We start from the raw sequence: 22054 nt of genomic DNA, 5'->3' as shown, positions 1-22054 counted from the left end.
GATATACCATGCCGCAATTACACAATTTGATAAGCTCAATCTCACCAGAAGAGCTTAAACAGCGGCTATCAACGTTATATAAAGATAAAAACATAGGGGAGTTGGAATATCAGGAAGTATTGGGGTGGGTAGAGCATCCTGATGCGGCATTATCTCAGCATGGTGAAGCCCTCCTCTGCTATGCCTATTTATCTATTCCTACTAGCCAGACAGAAGAAAACAAAGTAACAGATGATAGTGTCTCAGCGTATCACCAAGCCCTCTGGGAGCATTTACACCAGCTGGCAGCGCAAGGACTAGCCACAGCTCAGTATTATATAGGTATGTGCTATTACAAGGGGATGTTTGTCAAAGAAGATAAACAGCAAGCGTTTCATTACTTTGCCTTAGCGGCGGAGCAAGGTGATGCAAGAGCACAAGGCTTTCTGGGGTATTTATATCATGTAGGCGAAGGCATCGCACAGGATAAAGAAAAGGCTTTCTATTACTACCAGCTTGCCGCTGAGCAAGGAAATGCATATGCACAATGTAATCTAAGTACAATGTATAATAATGGCGAGGTTTTCTCACAAGACAAAACCAAAGCTGCACATTATTGCCGACTTGCTGCAGAGCAAAGTTTGGCAATAGCGCAGTATCAGCTGGGTTGGATGTATGAAAGGGGCGTAGGTGTAGCAGAGGATAAAGAAAAGGCTGCTTACTACTACCAACTTGCCGCCCAGCAAGGAAATGTAGATGCACAATACAATCTGTGCAATATGTATTACTATGGCGAAGGCATCGCACAGGATAAAAAAAAGGCGGCGCATTACTGCCAACTTGTTGCTAATCAAGGAGACGTAACAGCCCAGCTTGGTCTGGGAAGGATGTATTTCAAGGGTGAAGGTGTTGTTCAGGATACAGCCAAGGCGATTCACTACTTCCAACTCGCCGCTGAGCAGGAAAATGTGGATGCGCTATATTTTCTGGGAGAAATATATGCCAATGGTTATGGAGTAGCACAAGATAAAGAAAAAGCTGCTCATTACCTCCAACTCGCCGCTAAGCAAGGAGATGTAGATGCCCAATACTTGCTAGGGGTGCTGTATGACAATGGTGATGGAGTAGTACAAGATAAAGAAAAGGCAGTTCATTACTACCAACTTGCCGCAGAGCAAGGGCACACAAAAGCACAGTTTAATCTGGGTAATATGTATTCCAAAGGCGAAGGCATAGCTCAGGATAAGAAAAAGGCTGTATATTATTATCAACTTGCTACCAACCAAAACTTAGCTCATGCACAGTTTAATTTAGGTAGTATGTATTTCTTAGGTGAAGGCGTCGCACAGGATAAAGAAAAGGCTTTCGAATATTATATGCAAGCCTATAAGAATGATGGTTCTCTAACTCCAAAAATTATTCGTAATTTGAAATTAGCGAATATGTTTGCAGAGGCCAAAGAATTCGAAAAAATGTATTGGCAAGATTATCCACAGCAAGCCAGAGAAGAAAGGCAACAAAATGCAGAAAAAGGTGAGGTGACTGCCCAATTTGAATTATTTGCGTCTTCATATCAAGAACAATTAAACTCTCAACTTCCTCTCAATGAGCAGCAGAGAAAAAAAGAAGAAGCGATGGATTGGCTGGAGAAATCAGCTCGGATTCACGCTATTGCAAAATATGTTTTATCTTTACTACATGAGGTAGGTAAAGAAGTTAAAAATCCTAATAAAGAGGAAGCGGATAAACTTTTAGTAGAATCAGCAAAACAAACCTATCGCCTAGCGCAGTTAATGCAGTCTGTGAAGAATTTAGAAGCAGGTAATCAGCAGCAAGCCAAAGAGTGGTTTAGACAAGCTGTAGAGCGTCCTGACGAAGTAGAATATGAAGCCAATATTGGTGACACGATTGCGCAGCTTAATCTGGGCAATATGTATTACAATGGCGAAGGCGTAGAGCAAAATAAAGAACAAGCGGCTCATTACTTTCAACTCGCCGCTGAGCAAGGGGAGGCAACAGCACAGTTTAATCTGGGTAATATGTATCTCAAAGGCGACGGCATCGCACAAGACAAACACCAAGCAAAACACTATCTCAGCCTAGCCGCTAATCAAGGTAATGACGAAGCTCGTTCTCTTTTACAGGAATTAGAAAAAGAAGATACGTCATCATAATATCCGTTTTAACCAATATCATATAAATACCTAAAAATGGGAGTTATATACTATGTCACAGTTACGTAATTGGATAAGTGCAGTCTCACCAGAAGCTCTTAAACAGCGGCTATCAACGTTATATAAAGATAAGAACATAGGGGAGTTGGAATATCAGGAAGTAATGGGGTGGGTAGAGCATCCGGATGCGGCATTATCTCAGCATGGTGAAGCCCTCCTCTGCTATACCTATTTATCTATTCCTACTAGTCAAACTGAAGAGAATCAAGTAGCAGATAATCATGTCTCAGCGCATAACCAAGCCCTCTGGGAGCATTTAAACCAGCTGGCAGAGCAAGGGCTAGCCGCAGCTCAGTATTATATAAGTAGATGTTATTATGAGGGAGATTTTGTCAAAGGAGATAAGTAACAAGTATTTCATTATTGTGCATTGGCTGCTGAGCAAGGGAATGCAACCGCACAGTTTAATCTGGGCTTGATGTATTCCACAGGCAAATACATAACAAAAGATAAGGTAAAGGCATTAGATTATTATATGCAAGCCTATAAGAATGATGATTCTCTTGTTCCACACATTATTCATTCTTTAAAAGATGCGAATATGTTTGTGGAAGCTGATGAATTTACGAAAAGGTATGAATTAGGAAAACAAGGTGATTTAGCAGAAGCCATGTACTGTACAAATAGATTATCCCAAAGGAGTATATAGACCCTTTTTGAAATGTTTAAAACGGAATGACTTCATCTTGCCCCACAAACTTATCCTCCATAGCAGCCCATCCGAAAGGGCGGTGATAAATCAGATCTTGCAAAGAAATCGTGCAGTCCACATCACCCTCATAAACAAACCGCGCTTTAAGATAGTCGTGCTCCACTTCATTAGATACGCTATACAAAGCAGCCATCGCCGCTTTGGCGAGGTCAAAATTTTGTTCAATCGCCTTATTCCACCAAGACATCGCCTGCTCAACATCTTTCTGGCACCCCATACCATTAAGGTATAAAAACCCTAAGGCGTATTGCGCTTTTGCAGAACCCTCAAGTGCTTGAGCATGATAGCTCTCCCATGCTTGCTCAAATAATTGCTTTGCTTTCCAAGGATATGTTTGTTGGCACAACATACCCAAATACATTGTTGCCATCGCCGAACCTTGCTCTGCTGCTTTCTCAAAACATTGCTCAGCAATAAGTTGACTTTTATAAAAACCATCAATTCCATACAAAATAACCAAGCCACATTGCTCATAAAGTTGCATACGAGAAGAAACCTTCGCAAGTGCATCTGGCCATCGCTCTTCTAGCGCTTTGGTTAACCAATAAATAGCTTGCTCAAAATCAGCTTCAACACCACTTCCTCTGATATAAAAACCAACCACATCCATTTGGGCGTTTAAGTTCCCCGACTCAGCTTTTTTCAGCGCGTTGGCAAACTTACTTTGACGAGTAGCCCAATAAGCAGAAAAGTTATGTGCATCATGAGGGACTGTTGTCTCTTCATTACGACTCCACTGCTTTTTGTGAGCTTCAATTGCATTAAACCATGAGGCAGTTAATACATACACACTGGAGAGCTCTTCTATTAAAGCCATCGCCTTTTCTTCATCCTTTGCATGCCCAATTCCCTCATAATAAAACCGTGCTATCTCATGCACAGCTAAGTAGATTCTTGTCGCTGCTTGCTCCATCCAGAAAAAAGCCTTGTGCTCATTTTGCTCAATATGCACGCCATGACAGTAGCATAATGCCAAGAAAAACTGCGAGAAAGCCTCCCCTTCCTTTGCCATAAACTGCAACCACCTCAAAATAACATCTTTATCTTCAGCCTTTTCCTCAGAAAGCAAATAGATGTAGGCGACAATGGCTAAGCCATTATACATATATAGAGGAAGTTGGTAGTACATCTGTGTTTTAGACGTACTGCAGAACTCACCTAACTCATGCCAGAAGATTCTCTCATCATCATCCCAATCCTCCACAAAAAGAATACCCTTATCCCATAGTTGATTATATTGTTCTTCATAAAAACGAGGGTACTTGATTGCAAAAGCATCAAAGCGGTCTGCAACAGAATCAAGAAGATAAAAATATTGGTCGCCCTGCGAATTTTTCTCACTCAATTTTTCCGCAAGCATTTGCTCCTCTGCAAGGGATTGTTTCTCTGTCGAGGTTTGCTCTTTTGCAATAACTAATTCCTTGGCAAGCACTGGTTCTTCTCTAAAAGCTTGTTCCCTTGCAGAAAGAGAACCCCCTTGAGAGGGATGTATCTGCTGCTGCGCCATAAAATCTACAAAAGCGATAGCAAAATGCTCCCCTCTTGCCGCCTCATCATAAAGGTCTTGTAAAGCGACTTCTTGAGGTTGGATAAATCGATAAAAATCCATCGCTTTATCAAGATTCTGCTCAACTCCCATACCACGTGCATACATCAAACACAAATAGCATGCCGCTACTGCCTTCTCCTGTAAATTCACGAGTGATAAATAGTGCAGCGCTTGCTTATTATCCTGCGCCACTCCTTTACCATATAAATACATCAATCCTAGACGATATGCCAATGCACTCACACCATTATTCGCCGCATAGTGCATATAGCTTAATGACAAAACACAACCTTGAAGTGCATCTTGATGTATTCGCTGCACATTCGCAAGAGAAAGAGGAGTTAATAAACTCGCCGCACGTTTCCTATCTTGGGCAATTCCCCAGCCTTGCTCATACATCACACAGAGATAACTCTCCATCAGCGCATAATTCTCTTTATCTCGATCACCTCTCGTATTCCACGTTGGATATCGTGAACAATATTGATAGGCACGCTCCTGATGACGCATAATGCGTGGTTCTTGAAAAAACAAACGTGTCAGTTCTAACATGAGAGTGCCACACATTCCCTTATCAAATTCATAAGTCTGGCAATGGTTTTCATAAACCAGGTAGTAGTACAGCGCCTTAGCTTGATCTTGCTCTACGCCTGCACCTTTCTCATACAAGCGCGCAAGGGCGAGATAAGCAAAAGGATTTTTATGTTCTGCCGCCAATAAATAGTAATATTCAGCTTTGGCAATATCTGGTACAGTACCTTGCCCTTTTTCACACATCACCCCTAAAGCATAATGCACATAATCAAGGCCTGGAGTAGGCGCACAGTTACGAAGTAATATGGTAGGTTCACTATCGTCATCTGCCAAAAGCGTCATCAACATTTGTCGAGGATTATCCTTTTGCTGCGCAAGTCGCGAGAAATAATCAAAAGCTTTTTTCCAATCTTTAACACAGAGCTTGCCGTTGTAGTATATTTGGGCAAGCACTTGTAGGGCGACAATATTCCCCTTATCTGCAAGAGGTGTGAGAAGTGCAATCGCCTGAGGACATTCTTGTTGCCAATATAAAAGTCCCAATAAACATTGCGCCTGCTCATCGCCTTGGTGAGTTGCCAGTGTTAAGAATTCAATAGCCAGCTTATTATCGCTACCATACTCTGATTTGTACGTACTCAAATACCACCCTAGATTATATTGAGCCGTCACATCACCTTGCCGAGCCTTGGTGACATAGGTGTTCAGTTGACTCTGCTGATTTAAAAGATGCTCTATGTCTACATCTCCTCTGAATCCCAGCAAGTCATCATATTTTGCATATAAATACGCTAGAAGCTCTCTCGCCCCAAAATGTGATTGCTTCGCCGCCAAGGTATAGTACTCTATCGCCTTAACACGATCCCGCTCGACACCCTTTCCTCCAGCATATATCTCGGCTAGGTAAAATTGTGCATCAGCAAATCCTTGTTCAGCCGCCAAGGTATAGTAATGAACCGCTTTGACCTTATTATGCACCATGCCTTTGCGTTGATCGTACATATAGCCCAAATGATATTGAGCCTTTATAAACCCTTGATTAGCTGATAAGGTGTAATAGTGCATAGCCTTGGCTTTATCTTGGGCAACACCCTCACCAGTATTATACAAACTGCCTAGAAAATCTTGCGCTCTTGCTTCGTCTTGCGCTGCTGACAATGACATACAATGAAAGGCTTGCCGCTTATTCTCTGGGATAGACGCACCCTCGTAGTAACACCGCCCCAAATAATATTGGGCAGATGACACGTCTTGATTCGCCAAGTGTTGTAGGTGAGCCAGTATTTCTTCTCCTAGCATTGGTGTAAAAACATTTTTATCAACCTTAGCTTGTACCTCGGGAGAAGAGAGATAGGCATAACATAGTAACGCCTCCATATCCTCTGATAAGGGCAGTGCTGTATTATCTAGCCACGTTAAGGTTTGGTGGTATTCTTCTTCGGCGATGATATACGCATTTTTTAATTGCAGTAGACGACGCTTAAAGGCAGGGGAGGTGGAGGGGAGAAGAGACTTAAATTGTAAAGTCATGTTTATTTTAAATTCGGGTATCATATAGGCTTACCTCCTCCGACAAATAACAGTTCCTACGCCTCTATCCTCTTCATTCTATCATTTAAGTAACTAATGATAGACTCCTACTTTTCATCCTAGATGCTAATAATGGATTTTTACCAACTTCCAGAAGCACCACCCCCACCACTGGAGCCGCCTTTTCCTCCACCAAAACCGCCCCCACTGCTGGAGCCGCCGCCACCAAAGCCGCCACCAAAGCCGCCACCAAAGCCACCGCCGCCACCACGACCACCAAAATCATCCCAGGGGTTGCGACGAGAAAAACGACGACCTCTACTTGCTGGACTTCCTACTGCAAACAATGATAAGCCGAAAAGACGACGAATAATTAACGTCACAACAAACACAACAATAGCCAGAATAGGGTACCCCATACCAATACATACAATAGCACCAAAAAGAGGATGTATAAGTAAAGCAACAACACCAGCCATTACAAAGGGAATATACTCTTCCCAGCTTTCAAACTCATCTTCAGAGGCAACTGGAGGGGGAAGATTCTCTTTTTTGATGAGATGCATGAGTTGTGTAACAGCACTATCAATACCCCCAGCAAAATCCCCTCGTTGAAAAAAAGGTGCTACGTAGTCTTTAAGAATATGCGAGGCAGTCACGTCAGGAATCACTCCCTCCAAGCCATAGCCGACCTCGATATGATTACGGCGGTCATTTTTTGCAATTACAAAAAGCACACCATCATCCACCTTTTTACGTCCCACTTTCCATGACTCAAAAGCTCGCACCGCATAGGTCTCTATGGTTTCAGGTTGCACAGTAGGAATCATAAGGACAAAAATTTGTGAGCCTGTTTCTTCTTCAAAGGCTTTTAATTTAGTAATAAGCTCCTTTTGCTCACTCGCAGTCAGTGTTCCTGTAGTATCGACAACATAGCCCGTCAATGCTGGGATGGGGACCTCATCTGCCGCAAAAAGCAAATGACACCAGCCTAACAACAGACTGATTAACCATGCACCCATCCATTTAAAGAAAGTCTTTTTCATCATTGTGCTTTTGCTGGGCTATTACTAAATTGCACTTTAGGTGCTTTCATAATTTCAGCTTGATTCTCCACACCAAAGTTGGGCTTAACTGAATAGCCAAAAATCTTCGCAATAATCACTTGAGGGAATTGGCGAATATAAGTGTTATAAGCTTGTACCTCACGAATATAGCGAGTGCGTGCTGTCGCGATACGATTTTCTGTTCCTTCAAGTTGTACGTTTAAATCGCTAAACAAACCACTCGCTTTTAAATCAGGATAATTCTCAGATACTGCTAATAAACGCGACAATGCCGAGGTCATTTGACCTTGCGCAGCTTGGAATTGCTTCATTTCTTCTTCAGTAGGTAAACGATTAGGGGAAACTTGTAACGAACCCACTTTAGCTCGCGCTTCAGTGACTTGCGTTAAAACATCTTTTTCATGCGTCATATACGCATCAACGCTAGCAACGATTTGAGGCACTAAGTCGGCACGACGTTGGTATTGGTTAAGCACCTCAGACCAAGCCGTTTTAACACTTTCATCTAAGGTTTGAATCTGGTTATAACCACAACCAGATAGAATCACTGAGATAAATAGCATCATTAACACACGTAAAAATTTCATATATTTTCCTTAAGAACTAGCACATCAGGTGCGTAACAACCCATAAACCGCCTATATAACCTATATAGACCGATTCTACCAATGACTATTATGCAAAATGCACCACTTATTAAACACCTTTTCAGTCTAATCTGTTTTTTTCAATTACACAAATGCTAAACCACTTGATAAGGTCATAATAATCTATGATGATTACATGGGAGTAGAGGTCGATTGTATAACAAACCTCTTCTATACCATCCCTATTTGTTATTTCACCACAATCATAGTACCACCACTTGCCAAATGATGTCGCTCTCCTATATAGTGAATGTCTTTATCTTTATTTCTGGAGTTCAGCATGACTTGGGCAGTCTGGGTGAATTTATGCTTTGCATCTTTTGCGATTTCTTTATCACCTGGTCCAGGGGCTGTTTCTTCAATGGCTTCAGGTTTACGCTTTGGTTTTGGAAGAGGCTATTGGAATGCAGTAGGGCTGGCTATTGGTTATGCGGCTCAATATGTCATCAGTGTAATTGGTGTTGGTGCTATTCTAGCTACTTCACCCATCGCATTTGAGATTGTGAAATGGACAGGTGTCGCTTATCTACTGTATCTTGGCTACAAGCAATACCGCTCGCCTGTTGCCATTATTAAAATTGATGAGACTCAACCACTGTTACTATCACCCTTACAATTAATCACCCAAGGCATTTTAGTTAACCTCACCAACCCCAAAGGAGCCGTGTTTTTAATTGCTGTAACTCCTCAGTTTCTCAATTTGCACGCGCCTCATATTCCTCAATATATCATCATCTGTGCCACCTTGGTCGCAGCGGACATGATTATTATGGCAGGATATACTGGTTTAGCTTCACGTATTATGAAATTTATGCGTCAACCGCATCGGGCAGCAGCTCTCAATAAGATTTTTGGGGTGTTGTTTATTACTGCCGCTGTATTTATGGGGTTAATGAGTCCAGACACAACTCCTCACTAATCACAGAGTTTTACACTTAATCGCTATTTACTGTGATTTATCCCTCATTAAACGTTTAAAATAGAGCGTTTATAGTTTAGGATTGATTAACTCACAATGTCGTCATTGTCTATAGCACAAGAAGTTGCTCGTCGTCGCACGTTTGCCATTATTTCTCACCCTGATGCGGGTAAAACTACGTTAACTGAAAAACTCCTTCTTTTTTCAGGAGCGATTCAGATTGCAGGTAGCGTAAAAGCGCGTAAAGCCAGCCGTCATGCTGCCTCTGACTGGATGGAAATTGAAAAGCAACGTGGTATTTCGGTTGCCTCTTCGGTCATGCAGATGGAATATAAAGACTGTGTGATTAATTTACTTGATACTCCAGGGCACCAAGACTTCTCTGAAGACACCTATCGCGTATTAACAGCCGTAGATTCTGCCATCATGGTGATTGATGCTGCTAACGGTATTGAGCCTCAAACTATCCGTCTATTGCAAGTTTGTCGTGCACGTAATACTCCGATTATCACTTTTGTCAACAAGCTAGACCGTGAGGTAAAAGAGCCTCTTGACCTATTAAGTGAAATCGAATCTCACCTTGGCATGGATGCGATTCCTTTTTCATGGCCTATTGGTATGGGTAAGCACTTTGGTGGCGTGTTCGACCTACGCAATGACCAAATGCGTTTATTCCAAGCTGGGCAAGAGCGTCTGGATGGGAATAGCGAATTTATCAAAGGGCTTCACAATCCTATTATCAAAGAGAAATTCGGCTCCTACTATGATAAGGCCTTAGAAGAAATTGAACTTATCCAAGAAGCCGCACCGTCCTTTTCTCACCAAGAATTTTTAGCAGGTAAGCAGACTCCTGTATTCTTTGGTTCAGCAGTCAATAATTTTGGTGTACAAGAAGTGTTAGACACCCTTGTTGAATGGGCTCCTAAACCTGGGGCTCGCCAAGCGTTGCAACGCATAGTAGAGCCTGATGAACCTAAGTTCACTGGGGTAGTGTTTAAAGTACAAGCCAACATGGACCCAGCACATCGCGATCGTGTGGCTTTCGTACGTGTGAGTTCCGGACGATTTGAACGTGGTATGCGTCTTAAAGTGAGTCGTACCAACAAGGAAATCCGACCTAATAACGTAGTGTCTTTCCTTTCACAACGACGAGAGCTGTTAGATGAGGCTTATGCAGGAGATGTTATTGGTATCCCTAATCATGGTGTACTACACTTAGGGGATGTCTTGACAGAAGGTGAGAACTTGCAATTCACGGGATTACCATTTTTTGCTCCTGAATTATTCCAAGCAGTAGAGGTAAAAGACCCTCTGCGTAGCAAGCAACTTCGTACAGGTCTTACACAGCTAGGTGAAGAGGGAGCTATTCAAGTGTTCCGACCAGAGGCAGCAGGTGGAGCCTTATTACTCGGTGCGGTAGGACAACTCCAATTTGAGGTGGTAGTTCATCGCCTTAAGACAGAATATGGGGTAGATGCACGCTTAATGCCTTCTCGCTACACGATGGCTCGTTGGTTTACTAGCGATAACCCTGCTGCTTTACGTAAATTTATGGCAAGCAATGCACAACATATTGCCTATGATGTGGTCGATGCTCCTGCTTTTTTAGTTAGTTCTATGGCACAATTAAGAGTAGCCGAAGAACTTAATCCTGATATTAAATTCCATGCCATGCGTGAACATGGCGGTCAGGTATTTCGCGATAACGATTAACGTATAAGGACGGTATCATGAGTTGGCGTATACTCCTTTTTACTCTATTGGTGTTGGCAGGCATTGCAACCGCAGGTGGTCTATACACAGGCGATTGGCTGATTGCTCACGCTCCTAAACAGGCCAACCTTCCAAATATTAATGAGAATGACCCAGCACCCCCTGTTGATGCAAATGGAGTACCTTTGATGCGCCAACCTCCACAATTACTAATGAGTGGTCGTATAGGTTTGCCAGAAGCCATGCCTGAGATTGACTGGCATATCAAAGCAGAAAACCTCTCTGAAGATAAAACAGACTCTATTCCATTTATCTTAGACTCAGTGATTAATGCTGATTCTGCAAGTCGTGTTGTAAATACTCGTCCTATCGGACAAACCATACAACCAGCTCCAAATAACAATGTGTCAGGCTGGCAAGCAGACTTCCAACGCGAGATGGCCGCCTGCCGTCAATTAGGATTCTTTGATAGGGCTAGATGTGTGGGTGAGACTCGTGAGCACTATTGTGGTGCCAATAAGGCATGGGGACGCGTAGATGATTGTCCTGCACGATAAGACTATACTATTGTAGATTTTTAATGCAGTTGAATACTTAAAACCCTTTGTGAAGATTTAATAGCCTTGAGTTTGTGAGTTCAAGGCTATTTTTTATGTACGAGTATGCAAACTAGAGGCTTTAAGTAAAAAACCTTCATCAAGAAAGTTGCATGTTGGCAAAGTACATAATCCAAAAAAAGGGTTGTCAAAATTATATTCCTTCTATATAATTGAGAATGATTATCATTTATATTGAGGATAATTATGATAAACCCTTGTAAAAAAGTCCGTCAAATCGTGATGTTAGTACTAATTGTCTGTGCCTTGATAAACCTTCCATCTATTTTGCAGCAGTACCCCCTTTAGATAAGGGAATAGCATCAAAACAAGTTTACACAAGAATAGAGTTATAGCAGCACTAATCAGTTACAACGCACGAATCTGCTCTTGTTGAATTTGTAAATTCACTAATGCTCCTATAGGTAGCATAGACTCTTTAGAAAGATTCAATAAGTCAACTTGCAACTCCATATCATGTACTGCTACACGGTAGCGGATGATATTACCCAGCAGACTACGATCAACAACTTTACCCACGCCATAACTTTCTTGACTAGCCATAGTCAACTGGATGGACTCTGGACGGATTGCAATATCATGCCCCATCGGACGTGCTAATAAACGCCCCGCTTCTTGAGCAGATAGAATGTTATAGTTACCAATAAACCCAGCACTAAAATGGCTAACAGGTTCGAGGTATAGAGTCTCTGCATCACAGTTTTGCTCAATTTTTCCTTGGTTCATCAGCACAATACGGTCTGACATGGCCAATGCTTCTTCTTGGTCATGGGTCACAAAAATTGTGGTTAAATTAAGTTCTTGTTGGATAGCCTTAATCTGCTCACGTAAATGGCGACGGATACGGGCATCTAGTGCCGATAAAGGCTCATCTAATAGTAGCAAATCAGGATTAGTCACCAACGAACGAGCCAAAGCCACACGCTGTCTTTGCCCTCCGGATAACTGATGTGTATAACGATCGGCATAAGCCCCTAATTCCACCAGTTCTAAGATGTGTGCCACACGTTGCTTAATCTCTGCATCAGGCACTTTTTTCATTTTAAGACCAAAGGCCACATTCTCCTGAACTGTCATATTAGGAAACAGGGCATAACTTTGGAATACCATAGCGATATGACGTTTTTGTGGTGACATATGAGTAATATCACGACTATTTAATGTGATAGAACCACTATCAATATCAGTCAAACCTGCAATGCAACGCAACAAGGTTGATTTACCGCAACCACTAGGACCAAGTAGAGTCACAAATTCGCCTTTTTCAGCATAAAAATTAATGTTCTGAAAAATGACATTATCACCATAGTGTTTATTAAGATTCGCAACTTGCAAATAAGACATTTTGTACCTCTACTTTTTACTAAAGCGGTTCGCAATCAAGGTGGCAAATAAAATCAACAAGAAATAAGAAATAACAAGCGCACTTGAATAATGACCACCTTTAAAACGGATATTAAAAAGGTAAACTTGTAGTGTTTCATATTGCCCTCCCACCAACATATTGGCAAACAAGAACTCACCAATTAAAAAGGAGAATGACAAGAAAATCGCTGACAACATACCATCACGTAAGTTTGGTAGAATCACCTTTAAAATTGCCATCACTGTACTGGATCCAAGCAAACGAGAAGTATCTACTAAATCACGTATATTAAGCGCTTGGATATTGTTCTCAATAGAGCGGTAGATAAAGGGAAGGGCAATCATAAAATAGCACCCTATCAAAATCCACGGAGTCCCAGTCAACGGCAAAGGATCATCTGCATATAGCTGCAATAAGCCAACTGAAGATACCACTGGTGGCACTGCAAATGGTAGGATAATCACCAAATTCATCAGCAACTTGAGACGAGGGAAATAATAGTTCGTCACGAAAATCACTGGAAAAGTAAATAAGATGGCGATAAAAACGGAGGCAAAACAAATCCACAATGAACGCCATAAAGACGCCAAGAAACGCTCATCACTCCATAACTTCCAATACCAATCTAGAGTTAGTCCATCGGGCAACAAAGTCGCCCCCCATGAGGTTGATATGGAATACAAGAAAGTAGCAAAAATAGGCGAGAGCAGAATCAAAAATAATAGGATAACAACCAACTGATGGTAATAGGTTTTTAAGCTAAACTTCTTCATGGTTATTTTCCTTGGTAGTTATAGCGACTTAATACCACACGATGTACTAGAGTCACTAATAGCATTAATATCACCAACATAAAGGCAAGTGCACTTGCCATATACGGATTGAGGAATAAATCACCCGAAATCAGCGAACCAATACGGATAGGTACGATATTAAAGTTACCGCTACTCAAAGCATATACTGTAGAGTAGGCTCCGATAGCATTGGCAAATAAAATCACCAAAGTACCAAATAAGGCAGGCATCAACACAGGAATCGCAACCTTGCGCCAATAAGTCAGTACACTGGCACCAAGTAATTCTGCCGCCTCTTGCCATTCTTTTTGTAACACTTCAAAAGCAGGATAGAGCAGCAATACAGCCAATGGGATTTGGAAATAGGTGTAGATAATAATGACACCCTCTTTACCATAAATATCAATAATATCAAAACCATTTTGGCGTAGAAAAATATTTACAGCCCCATTAACACCTAGCAAGATAATAAAAGCAAAAGCGAGTGGAATCCCTGAAAAGTTACTTGTCATACTGTTAAACGATAGAATAAAATCGCCTAACTTGGAGGGTCGTAAAGCACTAAGAGAATAACTGCCTAAAAAAGCAATTACCAACCCTAATAAACTTGACCAAACAGAAATTTCAAGAGAAAACTGAATAGATTGTAGATAAAATTTTGAGCTTAAAATCTCCTCAAAATTCTCTAATCCCCAACCACCATCTTCTAGTTGAAACCCATTAATTACTACCCAAATAAGAGGAGCCACTTGGAAAAGTAGATAAAACACTACAAAGGGTATACAGACTAAAAGAGCGATGCCTTTGCCTTTCATGAATATTTATCCTTTTAGTAAAGTACTGCTAAATGGCTTGTCATGCGCAACCCCGAGCAACTGACAAACCGTGCCGCAAATCTCTGTCTGCTTAATTGTCGCTTGGCTATCTAAACTAAATCCACTACCAAAAACAAAGAAAGGCACCAAAGTTTCAACATCAGAGTCTCCGCAGTGGTTGCCATCATCATCCATACCATGATCTGCAGTAATAATCACTTGATACCCTTCTGCCAACCAAGTTGCAATGTAATCCGACATGATATTGTCCACAGCACGTGCAGAATCACGATACTGACGAGTATCCTGACCATAAACATGGCCAGCATCATCAATATTCATTGAGTGAATAAATAAAAAATCTGGATTGTGACGCAAGCGCAAACTCTCGCCGTCAGCAAATAAATGCGAATCAGGATATTGATCCGCATAATAAAAGTGCCCATGTTGAATAGGCAAACTCTCATCATCAGTATGACGATCACGTGGAGCCACAAATGGGGCGCGATTATAGAGTTCACTCACCCAGTGATAGGCGGCAGCTGCAGTCTTTAAACCAGCTGCCGTTGCATAATGAAAAATGCTCTTTTCGTAAGAAAGGCGTACTACTCGGTTATTGACGACACCACTGTCCACCGGCGTAACCCCCGTCAGGACACATTCATAAAGCGGTCGTGAGAGAGCTGGAAGCTCACTGCGTACAATATAGCTCTGCCCCAATCCCTTGCGACAAAGTGCTTTAAGATGTCCCAAACAGCGGTCTGCTGTGGCGTAGTTCAATCCATCCAATAACACGAGTACTACTTTCATTACCTTTCCCCATCAAGCAATTACTTCATATTCATAATAACTTGCTCTTGCCATTGACGAGGAAGTTTCTTAGAAGTTTTCTCCCAAGCTACAGGATCCTTGATAGGACGTGCACTCTTATATTGTTCAGCAGGAAGCAATTTGCTTACAACATCTTCAGGTAATTTAATCTTTTCTGCACGAATAGGACGTGCATAGCCACGTGCTAGATTGATTTGACCCTCGTCAGAGAAGATATACTCGCGAGCTAACTTCGCTGCATTAGGATGCTTAGCATACTTATTGATAATGGTTGAGTAACCAGACATCACAGAACCATCTGAAGGAATCAACACTTCAAAACGTTTTGGGTCAATCTTGTCACGATAGTTTAGACCATTGAAGTCCCAAAGAATTGCCATATCCACCTCACCTTTTTCAAGGTTAGTGATACTAGGGTCTACATTACCCACACGGCCTTGTTTTGCTAATTTTGCAAAGAATTCAAGGGCTGGAGTTAAGTCTTTTTCATCACCACCCAAAGCAAAGTTAGCTGCCAAGATACCATTGACGGCTTGTGCAGCAGCACTCACATCACCCACTGTCACTTTATAAGTACCTTTTAGCAAATCTGCCCAACTGCGAGGAATGTCTTTTACTGTTTCTTTATTAACAATGAAAGCGATAGTACCTGTATAAGCAAGCATCCAGTGACCTTCATCATCTTTTGCCCATGCTGGCACATCATCCCAGTAGCTTGTCTTATAAGCAAGTGTCACACCTTTTTTCTTAGCAATAGGACCAAATGAAGCACCTACGTCACCAATATCAGCCGTTGCATTTTTCTTCTCTGCATCAAACTTAGCAATCTCTTGTGCTGAACTCATGTCCGTATCTACGTGTTTAAGACCATATTTCTTATTTAGGTCCTCCCAAGTGTCTTTCCAGTTAGCCCAACTATCAGGCATACCAAGACTATTTACCTCGCCTTCTTGCTTGGCTGCTGCTTCCAGAGCACTAATATCAGCAGCTTTAGCTACATTAATAGACAACGACAGGGCTGTAGCTGTTAGCGCAGCGAAAAGGGTCTTATTAAGAATGCGCATATTCATCTCCTATGCAAATTAAAGGTGTGTAATATTTTTTACATTACAAATACGAGTAAATATATTTGTTATCTTCAGAATATATTACATTCGTCATAAAAAGCGTATTAGCGTTTTTGCTAGCATAGGGGAGAAATATGACAAATTTACGACAACATCATATTTTTTAAGAAGATTTTGATAATTTTGACTAAAAGTGTAGTAGAGTGATAGCTTTAACTGATGATTTTATCTATACAAAATAGTGCAGATTCACCATTTTAGTGATTTTCAAAGCGTGAATATTTTCCCTAGAGATTGATGCTTTTACCCGTCTGATACTAATCATCCCGTCCTTAAACAAAATCTTCAGATTTTTATTGAACACAAAAAAACCAGACACAAGGTCTGGCTTTTTGATGGGTAAAACATCAGAAGAATCAGTCTTCCATTTGACTTTGGATGTAGTTTTCCAAGCCCATGGATTTAATGAGGTCTTGTTGAGTTTCTAACCAGTCAATTTGTTCTTCATTTTCATCAAGCAAATGAACCAATAACTTACGAGTTACAAAGTCTTCTGCTTGCTCTATTTGTGTAATAGCTGCCTTAAGCTCTGCATGTAGGTCATGCTCTAGTGCCAAGTCACAGGCAATAATATCTTCTACATCTTCACCTATACGAATCTTGCCAAGGTCTTGTAAATTAGGAAGTCCCTCAAGTAGGAATACACGTTCAATAATCGCATCAGAGTGTTTCATCTCTTCGATGGATTTCTTGTATTCATGCTTACCTAGACCTTCTAGACCCCAGTTTTTCAACATACGAGCGTGGAGGAAGTACTGGTTAATCGCTGTAAGTTCGATTTTAAGTACTTTATTAAGCAATTTATTTACATCATTTGCTGCTTTCATATTAAGCTCCTCTTAAATCTGATGGTACCCATTCTAGCATGCTAAAAAGCCACTCTCAAGTCATCAAAAATGCTCAAGAATGGCTCTAATAAAAGCTATCAAACGAATAATAACTATTCTAATTTAGATTAGACGAAATAAAAGGGCTTAACTAAAATTAAGCTGCTTTTTTCCAGGGAGGAGAAACTTCAGTTGCCTGCAAAACAGAAGCATCCACCTGAGGCTCTAAAAAAGACTCAGCACAGCTCGCACAACAGCCACAACAGGTTGCAACGCCAAGCTGGGCTTGCAAGTCAGCAAGAGTGCGAGCACCATTAGCAACGGCCTCACGAACCGCTTTATCACTAATCGCATTACAAACACACACGAACATGGCTATACCTATCCATAAATAATTCTTAATGAGAACGATTATTATACTATTTTCTTTTTTTGTCAATTAATAATTACTCTCATTAAGGTTTCTACTAACCAATTTGTAATTTTTTGCAACAATGCCGAGTGCTTGTTCGATACTCACAACAAAACCCGTAGTCTTTATCTGGCAGTATTTATCCTGTCAATACAGCTTGTGCTTTACGTAAAGAAGCTGTAGGAATACCCATTGCTTCACGATATTTAGCCACTGTCCGACGAGCAATTTCCACACCCTCTTTTGCTAAGAGTTCTGTTAATTTGCTGTCAGATAGCGGTTTTTCTTTAGATTCCTGCTCAATTAAGTATTTGATGCGTTGCTGAATAGAGGTGGATGAGGTCTGCTCCCCCTCTTGAGTTGCTAAACCACTGCTAAAAAAACGTTTTAATTCAAACACGCCATGGGGTGTAGCAATAAATTTCTGATTAATGGCACGAGAAATAGTGGATTCATGCAAAGAAAGTTGTTCTGCAATGTTTTTGAGCGTTAGAGGTTTTAAGCCTGATAGGCCTTGTGCAAAAAAATCATATTGCTCCTGCATAATGGTCTGCGCAACAGCTAGAATCGTACCGAAACGTTGGTTTAACTGGGTAAGAAAAGTACGTGCTTGCTTGAGTTGCTCATTCAGTTCAGGGCTTTGTGCTAATGTCTTTTTATCCATGACGCTAAGCAATTGCTCATACTCTGGATTAATACGCACACGTGGCAGTACCTGTGGATTAAGTGTAAGCTCCCAACGACCATCTTTTAAACGACACAACACATCAGGAATTGCTAAATCAGCCTCTGGCGTGCTATAGCGTTTACCTGGGCGAGGATCTAGCCGTCTAATCAACTGATGTGCCTGACGAATATGCTCAATATCCGTATGTGTCATTTCCTCCAATGACAGTAAATTTGCCTGAGCCAATGCTTCAAGTCCGCGTTCACAGATAGTACGTGCTATGAATAACACCTCTTCATCCACTTCAAACGCCAATCGACTAGCATCCAACTGCAACAACAGGCATTCAGACAAAGAACGTGCCCCCACACCAAACGGCTCAAAGCCTTGTAGGATAGATAATGCCTCCTCACAGGCTAAAGACCATTGTTCTTTATCTACAACCTCTTGTCCTAGAGCCTGCTCCAACAAAGCAAGCAACTCATCCCATGAGGTACTTAAATAACCATTGTCATCTAAATCACCAATGAGATAGCTAATAATCATTTTTTGAAAATCATTTGCTTGGCTTGTTCCTAACTGTTCCAGCAAATAATCTTGTAAACTAATAGGAGCAGTCATTTCAGGAATATAATCTTCCTCATCCGAGGAAGAGAAATAAACTTCGTCTGAAAGCTCTGAGTTGTCTTCTGTAGACGCAGCAACACCATCCGCTTCGTCAAAAGAGGCAGATTCGACTTCAAGCAAAGGATTCTCTTGTAGAGTTTTTTTCAGCTCTACCTCAAGTTCCTGTGATGAGCATTGCAACAGTTTTAATGACTGCTGTTGTTGAACAGTCATCACCATTTGTTGGCTAACTGTGGCGGTGATTCCTTGGCGTAAACTTACTGACATTATCCCTATGACACCATCAGCTTCAAAAAAATCCGATATTTCACTACTAAGTAAAACGTTATTTCGTCTAGCCTTGCCACGCATTATTCTGCGTTCAGTGGTGATTATTATCGCCATTGCCCTCTGGGCGTGGATTGCCCACTGGATATTAGACTTTGGTGCACAGCAAGACTATGCTTTCTTAAAAAATTACAGTACTCAAATCACAGAATACCTCAACAGTATTAATAAATACATCTGGTGGGGAATTGTGCTTATTGGCACTATCGTACTTTATTTTATTCTTTCTAGTTACCTAGAAGAAAGCATGAACAAAGCAGGCTCTATTGTACCCAAACAAACTGTAATGGAAAACCTTCTTCCTCAACTTTCACAAAGTGCCAAGGAAGTACTTATCTGGGTATGGGGGGATCAAAAGGAGCCTATCACCATTAAAAACCTTTATGATACACGTCATGAGCTGCGTTCTGGCCGAGCTAATCGTATTAATCAGATTCGTCAACAACGTGCTTTATTGGGATTATCCGCAATAGAGACTTCTGCTCATGTACCAGCAACATTGACGGATTCTTCTGTGTCACAATCAGAATCCTCTGAGACCGCTGTGCCTGCGGCAAACTCCACAACTACACTCACAGATGCAGATAAGAAGCAACTGGATGACGTACAAAAATTGCTTTCAGATATTTCTTTGGATATGGAAGACAATAAAAAATAAAGCATTTAAGCCAGGCAACCCAGCCTGGCTTTTCTTGTTTAAAAAACAACGTTTTATTTTCTAAATTCACAATTTCGGGTTTTTACCTCTTGATTTTTTCCTATTTTTAGGTCCATAATAAGATTTATGGATACGCAAACTAACACATTCTCTTTGGATTTTAGCCATCGCTTACTCAGCGATGCGTCTCTTTGTGCGTATTCTTCTCTGCTACTGCTAGACCTAGTGATCGGTTGCCGAGCCTAGAGCTTTGGTGGTGCTCGTCAGCCTTTTATTAGCCACTTTGGATTTTTAGATTCTTAAAATTAAATCCCAGTGTCGTAATTAGGCTAGCCCTTAGTGTACTGGGATAAGAAATAGACAGGTGTAAAATGATTTCTAACCCAGCTTCCAAATATATCCCTTTCAAGCCGTTTAACCGTGATTTTTCTGAGCGTACATGGCCTAGTAAATCTATTACTAAACCGCCTATTTGGATGAGTACAGATTTACGTGATGGCAATCAGTCGCTTATCGAACCAATGAGTGTTGAGCGCAAGATGCGTTTTTTCAAACAACTCATTCAAATTGGCTTTAAAGAGCTTGAGATTGGTTTCCCTTCCGCTTCTCAGACTGATTTTGACTTTGTACGTTCTTTGATTGATGGTGGTTTAATCCCTGATGATGTCACCATTATCGTACTTACCCAAGCGCGCCAAGATTTAATCAACCGTACAATCGAAGCTTGTTTAGGTGCTAAAAACGTCATTATCCATATGTATAACGCCACAGCTCCTTCTTTCCGTAAGATTGTTTTCAAAATGGAAAAAGAGGATATTCTTAAATTTGCTGTCGCTGGTACTCGTATGGTAAAAGAAGCTATGGCACAACATCCAGAAGTTAATTGGCGTTACGAGTATTCACCAGAAGTGTTTAGTACCACCGAGCCTGATTTTGCCCTTGATGTATGCAATGCCGTTGCAGAGGAATGGGGAGCAACACCAGAACGCAAGATTATCTTTAACTTGCCTGCAACTATTGAGGCTACAACTCCTAACCTATACGCTGATCAGATTGAATACTTCTGCCAAAACGTAAAAAATCGTGAGAGCATCATTGTTAGTGTACACCCTCATAACGACCGTGGTACAGCTGTAGCTGCTGCTGAATTAGCATTATTGGCAGGCGCTGATCGTGTAGAAGGTTGTTTATTCGGTAGCGGTGAACGTACTGGTAATGTAGATTTGGTGACACTTGCACTTAACCTTTATACTCAAGGCGTACATCCTGGTTTGGACTTCTCTGATATTGATGCTGTACGTCTTACCGTAGAGTATTGCAATCAACTTCCTGTACACCCTCGCCATCCTTATGTAGGTGACTTAGTATTTACGGCATTCTCAGGCTCTCATCAAGATGCTATTAAAAAAGGTTTTGCTGCACAAAAAGCAGATCAACCATGGGAAGTACCTTACTTACCTATTGACCCAGCTGATTTGGGACGTAGCTACGATGCGGTGATTCGTGTTAATAGTCAATCAGGTAAAGGCGGTATTTCTTATCTTCTTGAGCATGAACATGGATTGAACTTACCACGTCGCCTTCAAATTGAGTTTAGCCGTGCCATCCAACGCGTTACCGATGAAACAGGTACTGAAGTCAACGGGAATGCTGTTTACGAAATTTTCAAGAAAGAATATCTTGACCAAAAAACCCCTTGGAGCTTGGTAAGTCATAAGATTCACACTACAGAGAATGCTGATGGGTCAAGTACTTTTAGTATTGAAGCAACCCTCAAAAACGGTGATGAAATCAAAACAGTCACTGGTCAGGGCGATGGCTCAATCTCTGCTTTCGTAGATGCACTCAACTTGCCTATTCGATTTATGGACTACCACGAACACGCACTAGGTTCTGGCGAGAAAACTAATGCAGTATGCTATGTAGAACTCCGTCTTGGTGAGTCTGCAACAGGCTTTGGGGTAGGCATTCACAAGGATATTGTGACTGCATCATTCTTAGCGGTGCTTAGTGCTGTTAACCGCCATATTAATAACGGTGATGCCTAGTCCTGTTTGAAAGGAAGGCTTAGGTCTGGATAAGACAGTTATCTATAGTCCACT

At 41.3% G+C, this 22054-nt stretch carries 19 protein-coding genes; 8 read left to right on the top strand and 11 right to left on the bottom strand.

The window, feature by feature from the left end; translation table 11 throughout:
* Window positions 1-8: 8 nt before the first annotated feature.
* Genes HKX40_RS00595 through HKX40_RS00585 form a run of 3 tightly spaced genes read left to right on the top strand, consistent with a single transcriptional unit; the run spans window position 9 to window position 2862 of the window.
* Window positions 9-2153: a tetratricopeptide repeat protein gene (locus HKX40_RS00595; protein WP_171587626.1), complete on the top strand. Its 2145-nt coding sequence runs from the start codon at window positions 9-11 to the stop codon at window positions 2151-2153.
* A gap of 52 nt (window positions 2154-2205) precedes the next feature.
* Window positions 2206-2562, top strand: a complete 357-nt coding sequence (locus HKX40_RS00590; protein ID WP_171587625.1) for a hypothetical protein — start codon at window positions 2206-2208, stop codon at window positions 2560-2562.
* A gap of 21 nt (window positions 2563-2583) precedes the next feature.
* Window positions 2584-2862: an SEL1-like repeat protein gene (locus HKX40_RS00585; protein ID WP_171587624.1), complete on the top strand. Its 279-nt coding sequence runs from the start codon at window positions 2584-2586 to the stop codon at window positions 2860-2862.
* A 16-nt stretch (window positions 2863-2878) separates the two neighbouring features.
* Here the strand turns inward: HKX40_RS00585 and HKX40_RS00580 are convergent, their stop codons facing one another.
* From HKX40_RS00580 to HKX40_RS00570, 3 genes are all read right to left on the bottom strand, one after another.
* Window positions 2879-6538 carry an SEL1-like repeat protein gene (locus HKX40_RS00580; protein ID WP_171587623.1) on the bottom strand — a complete coding sequence of 1220 codons (3660 nt, stop codon included), beginning with the start codon at window positions 6536-6538 and terminating at the stop codon, window positions 2879-2881.
* Window positions 6539-6678: 140 nt separating this feature from the next.
* On the bottom strand, window positions 6679-7587 hold the full coding sequence (locus HKX40_RS00575; protein ID WP_171587622.1) for a TPM domain-containing protein: 909 nt from the start codon (window positions 7585-7587) through the stop codon (window positions 6679-6681).
* Entirely contained in the window at window positions 7584-8192 is a 609-nt protein-coding gene (locus HKX40_RS00570; protein WP_171587621.1) for a LemA family protein, read from the bottom strand. The genes HKX40_RS00575 and HKX40_RS00570 overlap by 4 nt, the downstream gene beginning before the upstream one ends.
* 340 nt (window positions 8193-8532) lie before the next feature.
* Between HKX40_RS00570 and HKX40_RS00565 the strand changes: the two genes are divergently transcribed.
* The 3 genes from HKX40_RS00565 to HKX40_RS00555 all read left to right on the top strand — a co-directional run bounded on the left by HKX40_RS00565 (window position 8533) and on the right by HKX40_RS00555 (window position 11441).
* Complete coding sequence (locus HKX40_RS00565) at window positions 8533-9171, top strand: LysE family transporter (protein ID WP_171587620.1); 639 nt, start codon at window positions 8533-8535, stop codon at window positions 9169-9171.
* A 105-nt stretch (window positions 9172-9276) separates the two neighbouring features.
* Complete coding sequence (locus tag HKX40_RS00560) at window positions 9277-10884, top strand: peptide chain release factor 3 (RefSeq protein WP_171587811.1); 1608 nt, start codon at window positions 9277-9279, stop codon at window positions 10882-10884.
* A 17-nt stretch (window positions 10885-10901) separates the two neighbouring features.
* The gene (locus HKX40_RS00555) at window positions 10902-11441 is read left to right on the top strand and encodes a hypothetical protein (RefSeq protein WP_171587619.1); all 540 of its coding nucleotides are present in this window, start codon (window positions 10902-10904) and stop codon (window positions 11439-11441) included.
* A 408-nt stretch (window positions 11442-11849) separates the two neighbouring features.
* On the opposite strand, the gene HKX40_RS00550 is transcribed toward HKX40_RS00555, so the two are convergent.
* From HKX40_RS00550 to rpoN, 8 genes are all read right to left on the bottom strand, one after another.
* Window positions 11850-12845 carry an ABC transporter ATP-binding protein gene (locus HKX40_RS00550; protein WP_171587618.1) on the bottom strand — a complete coding sequence of 332 codons (996 nt, stop codon included), beginning with the start codon at window positions 12843-12845 and terminating at the stop codon, window positions 11850-11852.
* A gap of 9 nt (window positions 12846-12854) precedes the next feature.
* The gene (locus HKX40_RS00545; protein ID WP_171587617.1) at window positions 12855-13640 is read right to left on the bottom strand and encodes an ABC transporter permease; all 786 of its coding nucleotides are present in this window, start codon (window positions 13638-13640) and stop codon (window positions 12855-12857) included.
* A gap of 2 nt (window positions 13641-13642) precedes the next feature.
* A complete protein-coding gene (locus HKX40_RS00540; RefSeq protein WP_171587616.1) occupies window positions 13643-14476 on the bottom strand; it encodes an ABC transporter permease in 834 nt (277 codons plus the stop codon).
* 6 nt (window positions 14477-14482) lie between these two features.
* Window positions 14483-15286: an alkaline phosphatase family protein gene (locus tag HKX40_RS00535; RefSeq protein WP_171587615.1), complete on the bottom strand. Its 804-nt coding sequence runs from the start codon at window positions 15284-15286 to the stop codon at window positions 14483-14485.
* Window positions 15287-15306: 20 nt separating this feature from the next.
* Window positions 15307-16371, bottom strand: a complete 1065-nt coding sequence (locus HKX40_RS00530) for an ABC transporter substrate-binding protein (RefSeq protein WP_171587614.1) — start codon at window positions 16369-16371, stop codon at window positions 15307-15309.
* Between the two features lie 419 nt (window positions 16372-16790).
* A complete protein-coding gene (bfr, locus tag HKX40_RS00525) occupies window positions 16791-17261 on the bottom strand; it encodes a bacterioferritin (RefSeq protein WP_171587613.1) in 471 nt (156 codons plus the stop codon).
* Between the two features lie 157 nt (window positions 17262-17418).
* Complete coding sequence (locus tag HKX40_RS00520; RefSeq protein WP_171587612.1) at window positions 17419-17634, bottom strand: (2Fe-2S)-binding protein; 216 nt, start codon at window positions 17632-17634, stop codon at window positions 17419-17421.
* A gap of 178 nt (window positions 17635-17812) precedes the next feature.
* Window positions 17813-19234 (bottom strand): RNA polymerase factor sigma-54, encoded by a 1422-nt coding sequence (gene rpoN / locus HKX40_RS00515; protein WP_171587611.1) that lies wholly within the window; start codon window positions 19232-19234, stop codon window positions 17813-17815.
* A gap of 7 nt (window positions 19235-19241) precedes the next feature.
* Here rpoN and HKX40_RS00510 point away from each other — a divergent pair, with 7 nt between their 5' ends.
* Together HKX40_RS00510 and leuA are read left to right on the top strand one after the other, a co-directional pair.
* Window positions 19242-19952, top strand: a complete 711-nt coding sequence (locus tag HKX40_RS00510) for a hypothetical protein (protein ID WP_171587610.1) — start codon at window positions 19242-19244, stop codon at window positions 19950-19952.
* A 371-nt stretch (window positions 19953-20323) separates the two neighbouring features.
* Window positions 20324-22000 (top strand): 2-isopropylmalate synthase, encoded by a 1677-nt coding sequence (gene leuA / locus HKX40_RS00505; protein ID WP_171587609.1) that lies wholly within the window; start codon window positions 20324-20326, stop codon window positions 21998-22000.
* The last annotated feature ends 54 nt before the right edge of the window (window positions 22001-22054 follow it).

This window comes from Pelistega europaea (assembly GCF_013133775.1).
GTDB classification, from domain to species: domain Bacteria; phylum Pseudomonadota; class Gammaproteobacteria; order Burkholderiales; family Burkholderiaceae_B; genus Taylorella; species Taylorella europaea.
The sequence above is the reverse complement of the archived record's forward strand: the minus strand, read 5'-3'. Positions and strand labels throughout refer to the sequence as shown.

Excerpts from the sequence above, each read along its gene's own strand:
- HKX40_RS00595 (WP_171587626.1), top strand. The coding sequence starts at position 9 with ATGCCGCAATTACACAATTTGATAAGCTCAATCTCACCAGAAGAGCTT.
- HKX40_RS00590 (WP_171587625.1), top strand. The coding sequence starts at position 2,206 with ATGTCACAGTTACGTAATTGGATAAGTGCAGTCTCACCAGAAGCTCTT.
- HKX40_RS00580 (WP_171587623.1), bottom strand. The coding sequence starts at position 6,538 with ATGACTTTACAATTTAAGTCTCTTCTCCCCTCCACCTCCCCTGCCTTT.
- HKX40_RS00575 (WP_171587622.1), bottom strand. The coding sequence starts at position 7,587 with ATGATGAAAAAGACTTTCTTTAAATGGATGGGTGCATGGTTAATCAGT.
- HKX40_RS00570 (WP_171587621.1), bottom strand. The coding sequence starts at position 8,192 with ATGAAATTTTTACGTGTGTTAATGATGCTATTTATCTCAGTGATTCTA.
- HKX40_RS00565 (WP_171587620.1), top strand. The coding sequence starts at position 8,533 with ATGACTTGGGCAGTCTGGGTGAATTTATGCTTTGCATCTTTTGCGATT.
- HKX40_RS00555 (WP_171587619.1), top strand. The coding sequence starts at position 10,902 with ATGAGTTGGCGTATACTCCTTTTTACTCTATTGGTGTTGGCAGGCATT.
- HKX40_RS00550 (WP_171587618.1), bottom strand. The coding sequence starts at position 12,845 with ATGTCTTATTTGCAAGTTGCGAATCTTAATAAACACTATGGTGATAAT.
- HKX40_RS00545 (WP_171587617.1), bottom strand. The coding sequence starts at position 13,640 with ATGAAGAAGTTTAGCTTAAAAACCTATTACCATCAGTTGGTTGTTATC.
- HKX40_RS00540 (WP_171587616.1), bottom strand. The coding sequence starts at position 14,476 with ATGAAAGGCAAAGGCATCGCTCTTTTAGTCTGTATACCCTTTGTAGTG.
- HKX40_RS00535 (WP_171587615.1), bottom strand. The coding sequence starts at position 15,286 with ATGAAAGTAGTACTCGTGTTATTGGATGGATTGAACTACGCCACAGCA.
- HKX40_RS00530 (WP_171587614.1), bottom strand. The coding sequence starts at position 16,371 with ATGCGCATTCTTAATAAGACCCTTTTCGCTGCGCTAACAGCTACAGCC.
- bfr (WP_171587613.1), bottom strand. The coding sequence starts at position 17,261 with ATGAAAGCAGCAAATGATGTAAATAAATTGCTTAATAAAGTACTTAAA.
- HKX40_RS00520 (WP_171587612.1), bottom strand. The coding sequence starts at position 17,634 with ATGTTCGTGTGTGTTTGTAATGCGATTAGTGATAAAGCGGTTCGTGAG.
- rpoN (WP_171587611.1), bottom strand. The coding sequence starts at position 19,234 with ATGTCAGTAAGTTTACGCCAAGGAATCACCGCCACAGTTAGCCAACAA.
- HKX40_RS00510 (WP_171587610.1), top strand. The coding sequence starts at position 19,242 with ATGACACCATCAGCTTCAAAAAAATCCGATATTTCACTACTAAGTAAA.
- leuA (WP_171587609.1), top strand. The coding sequence starts at position 20,324 with ATGATTTCTAACCCAGCTTCCAAATATATCCCTTTCAAGCCGTTTAAC.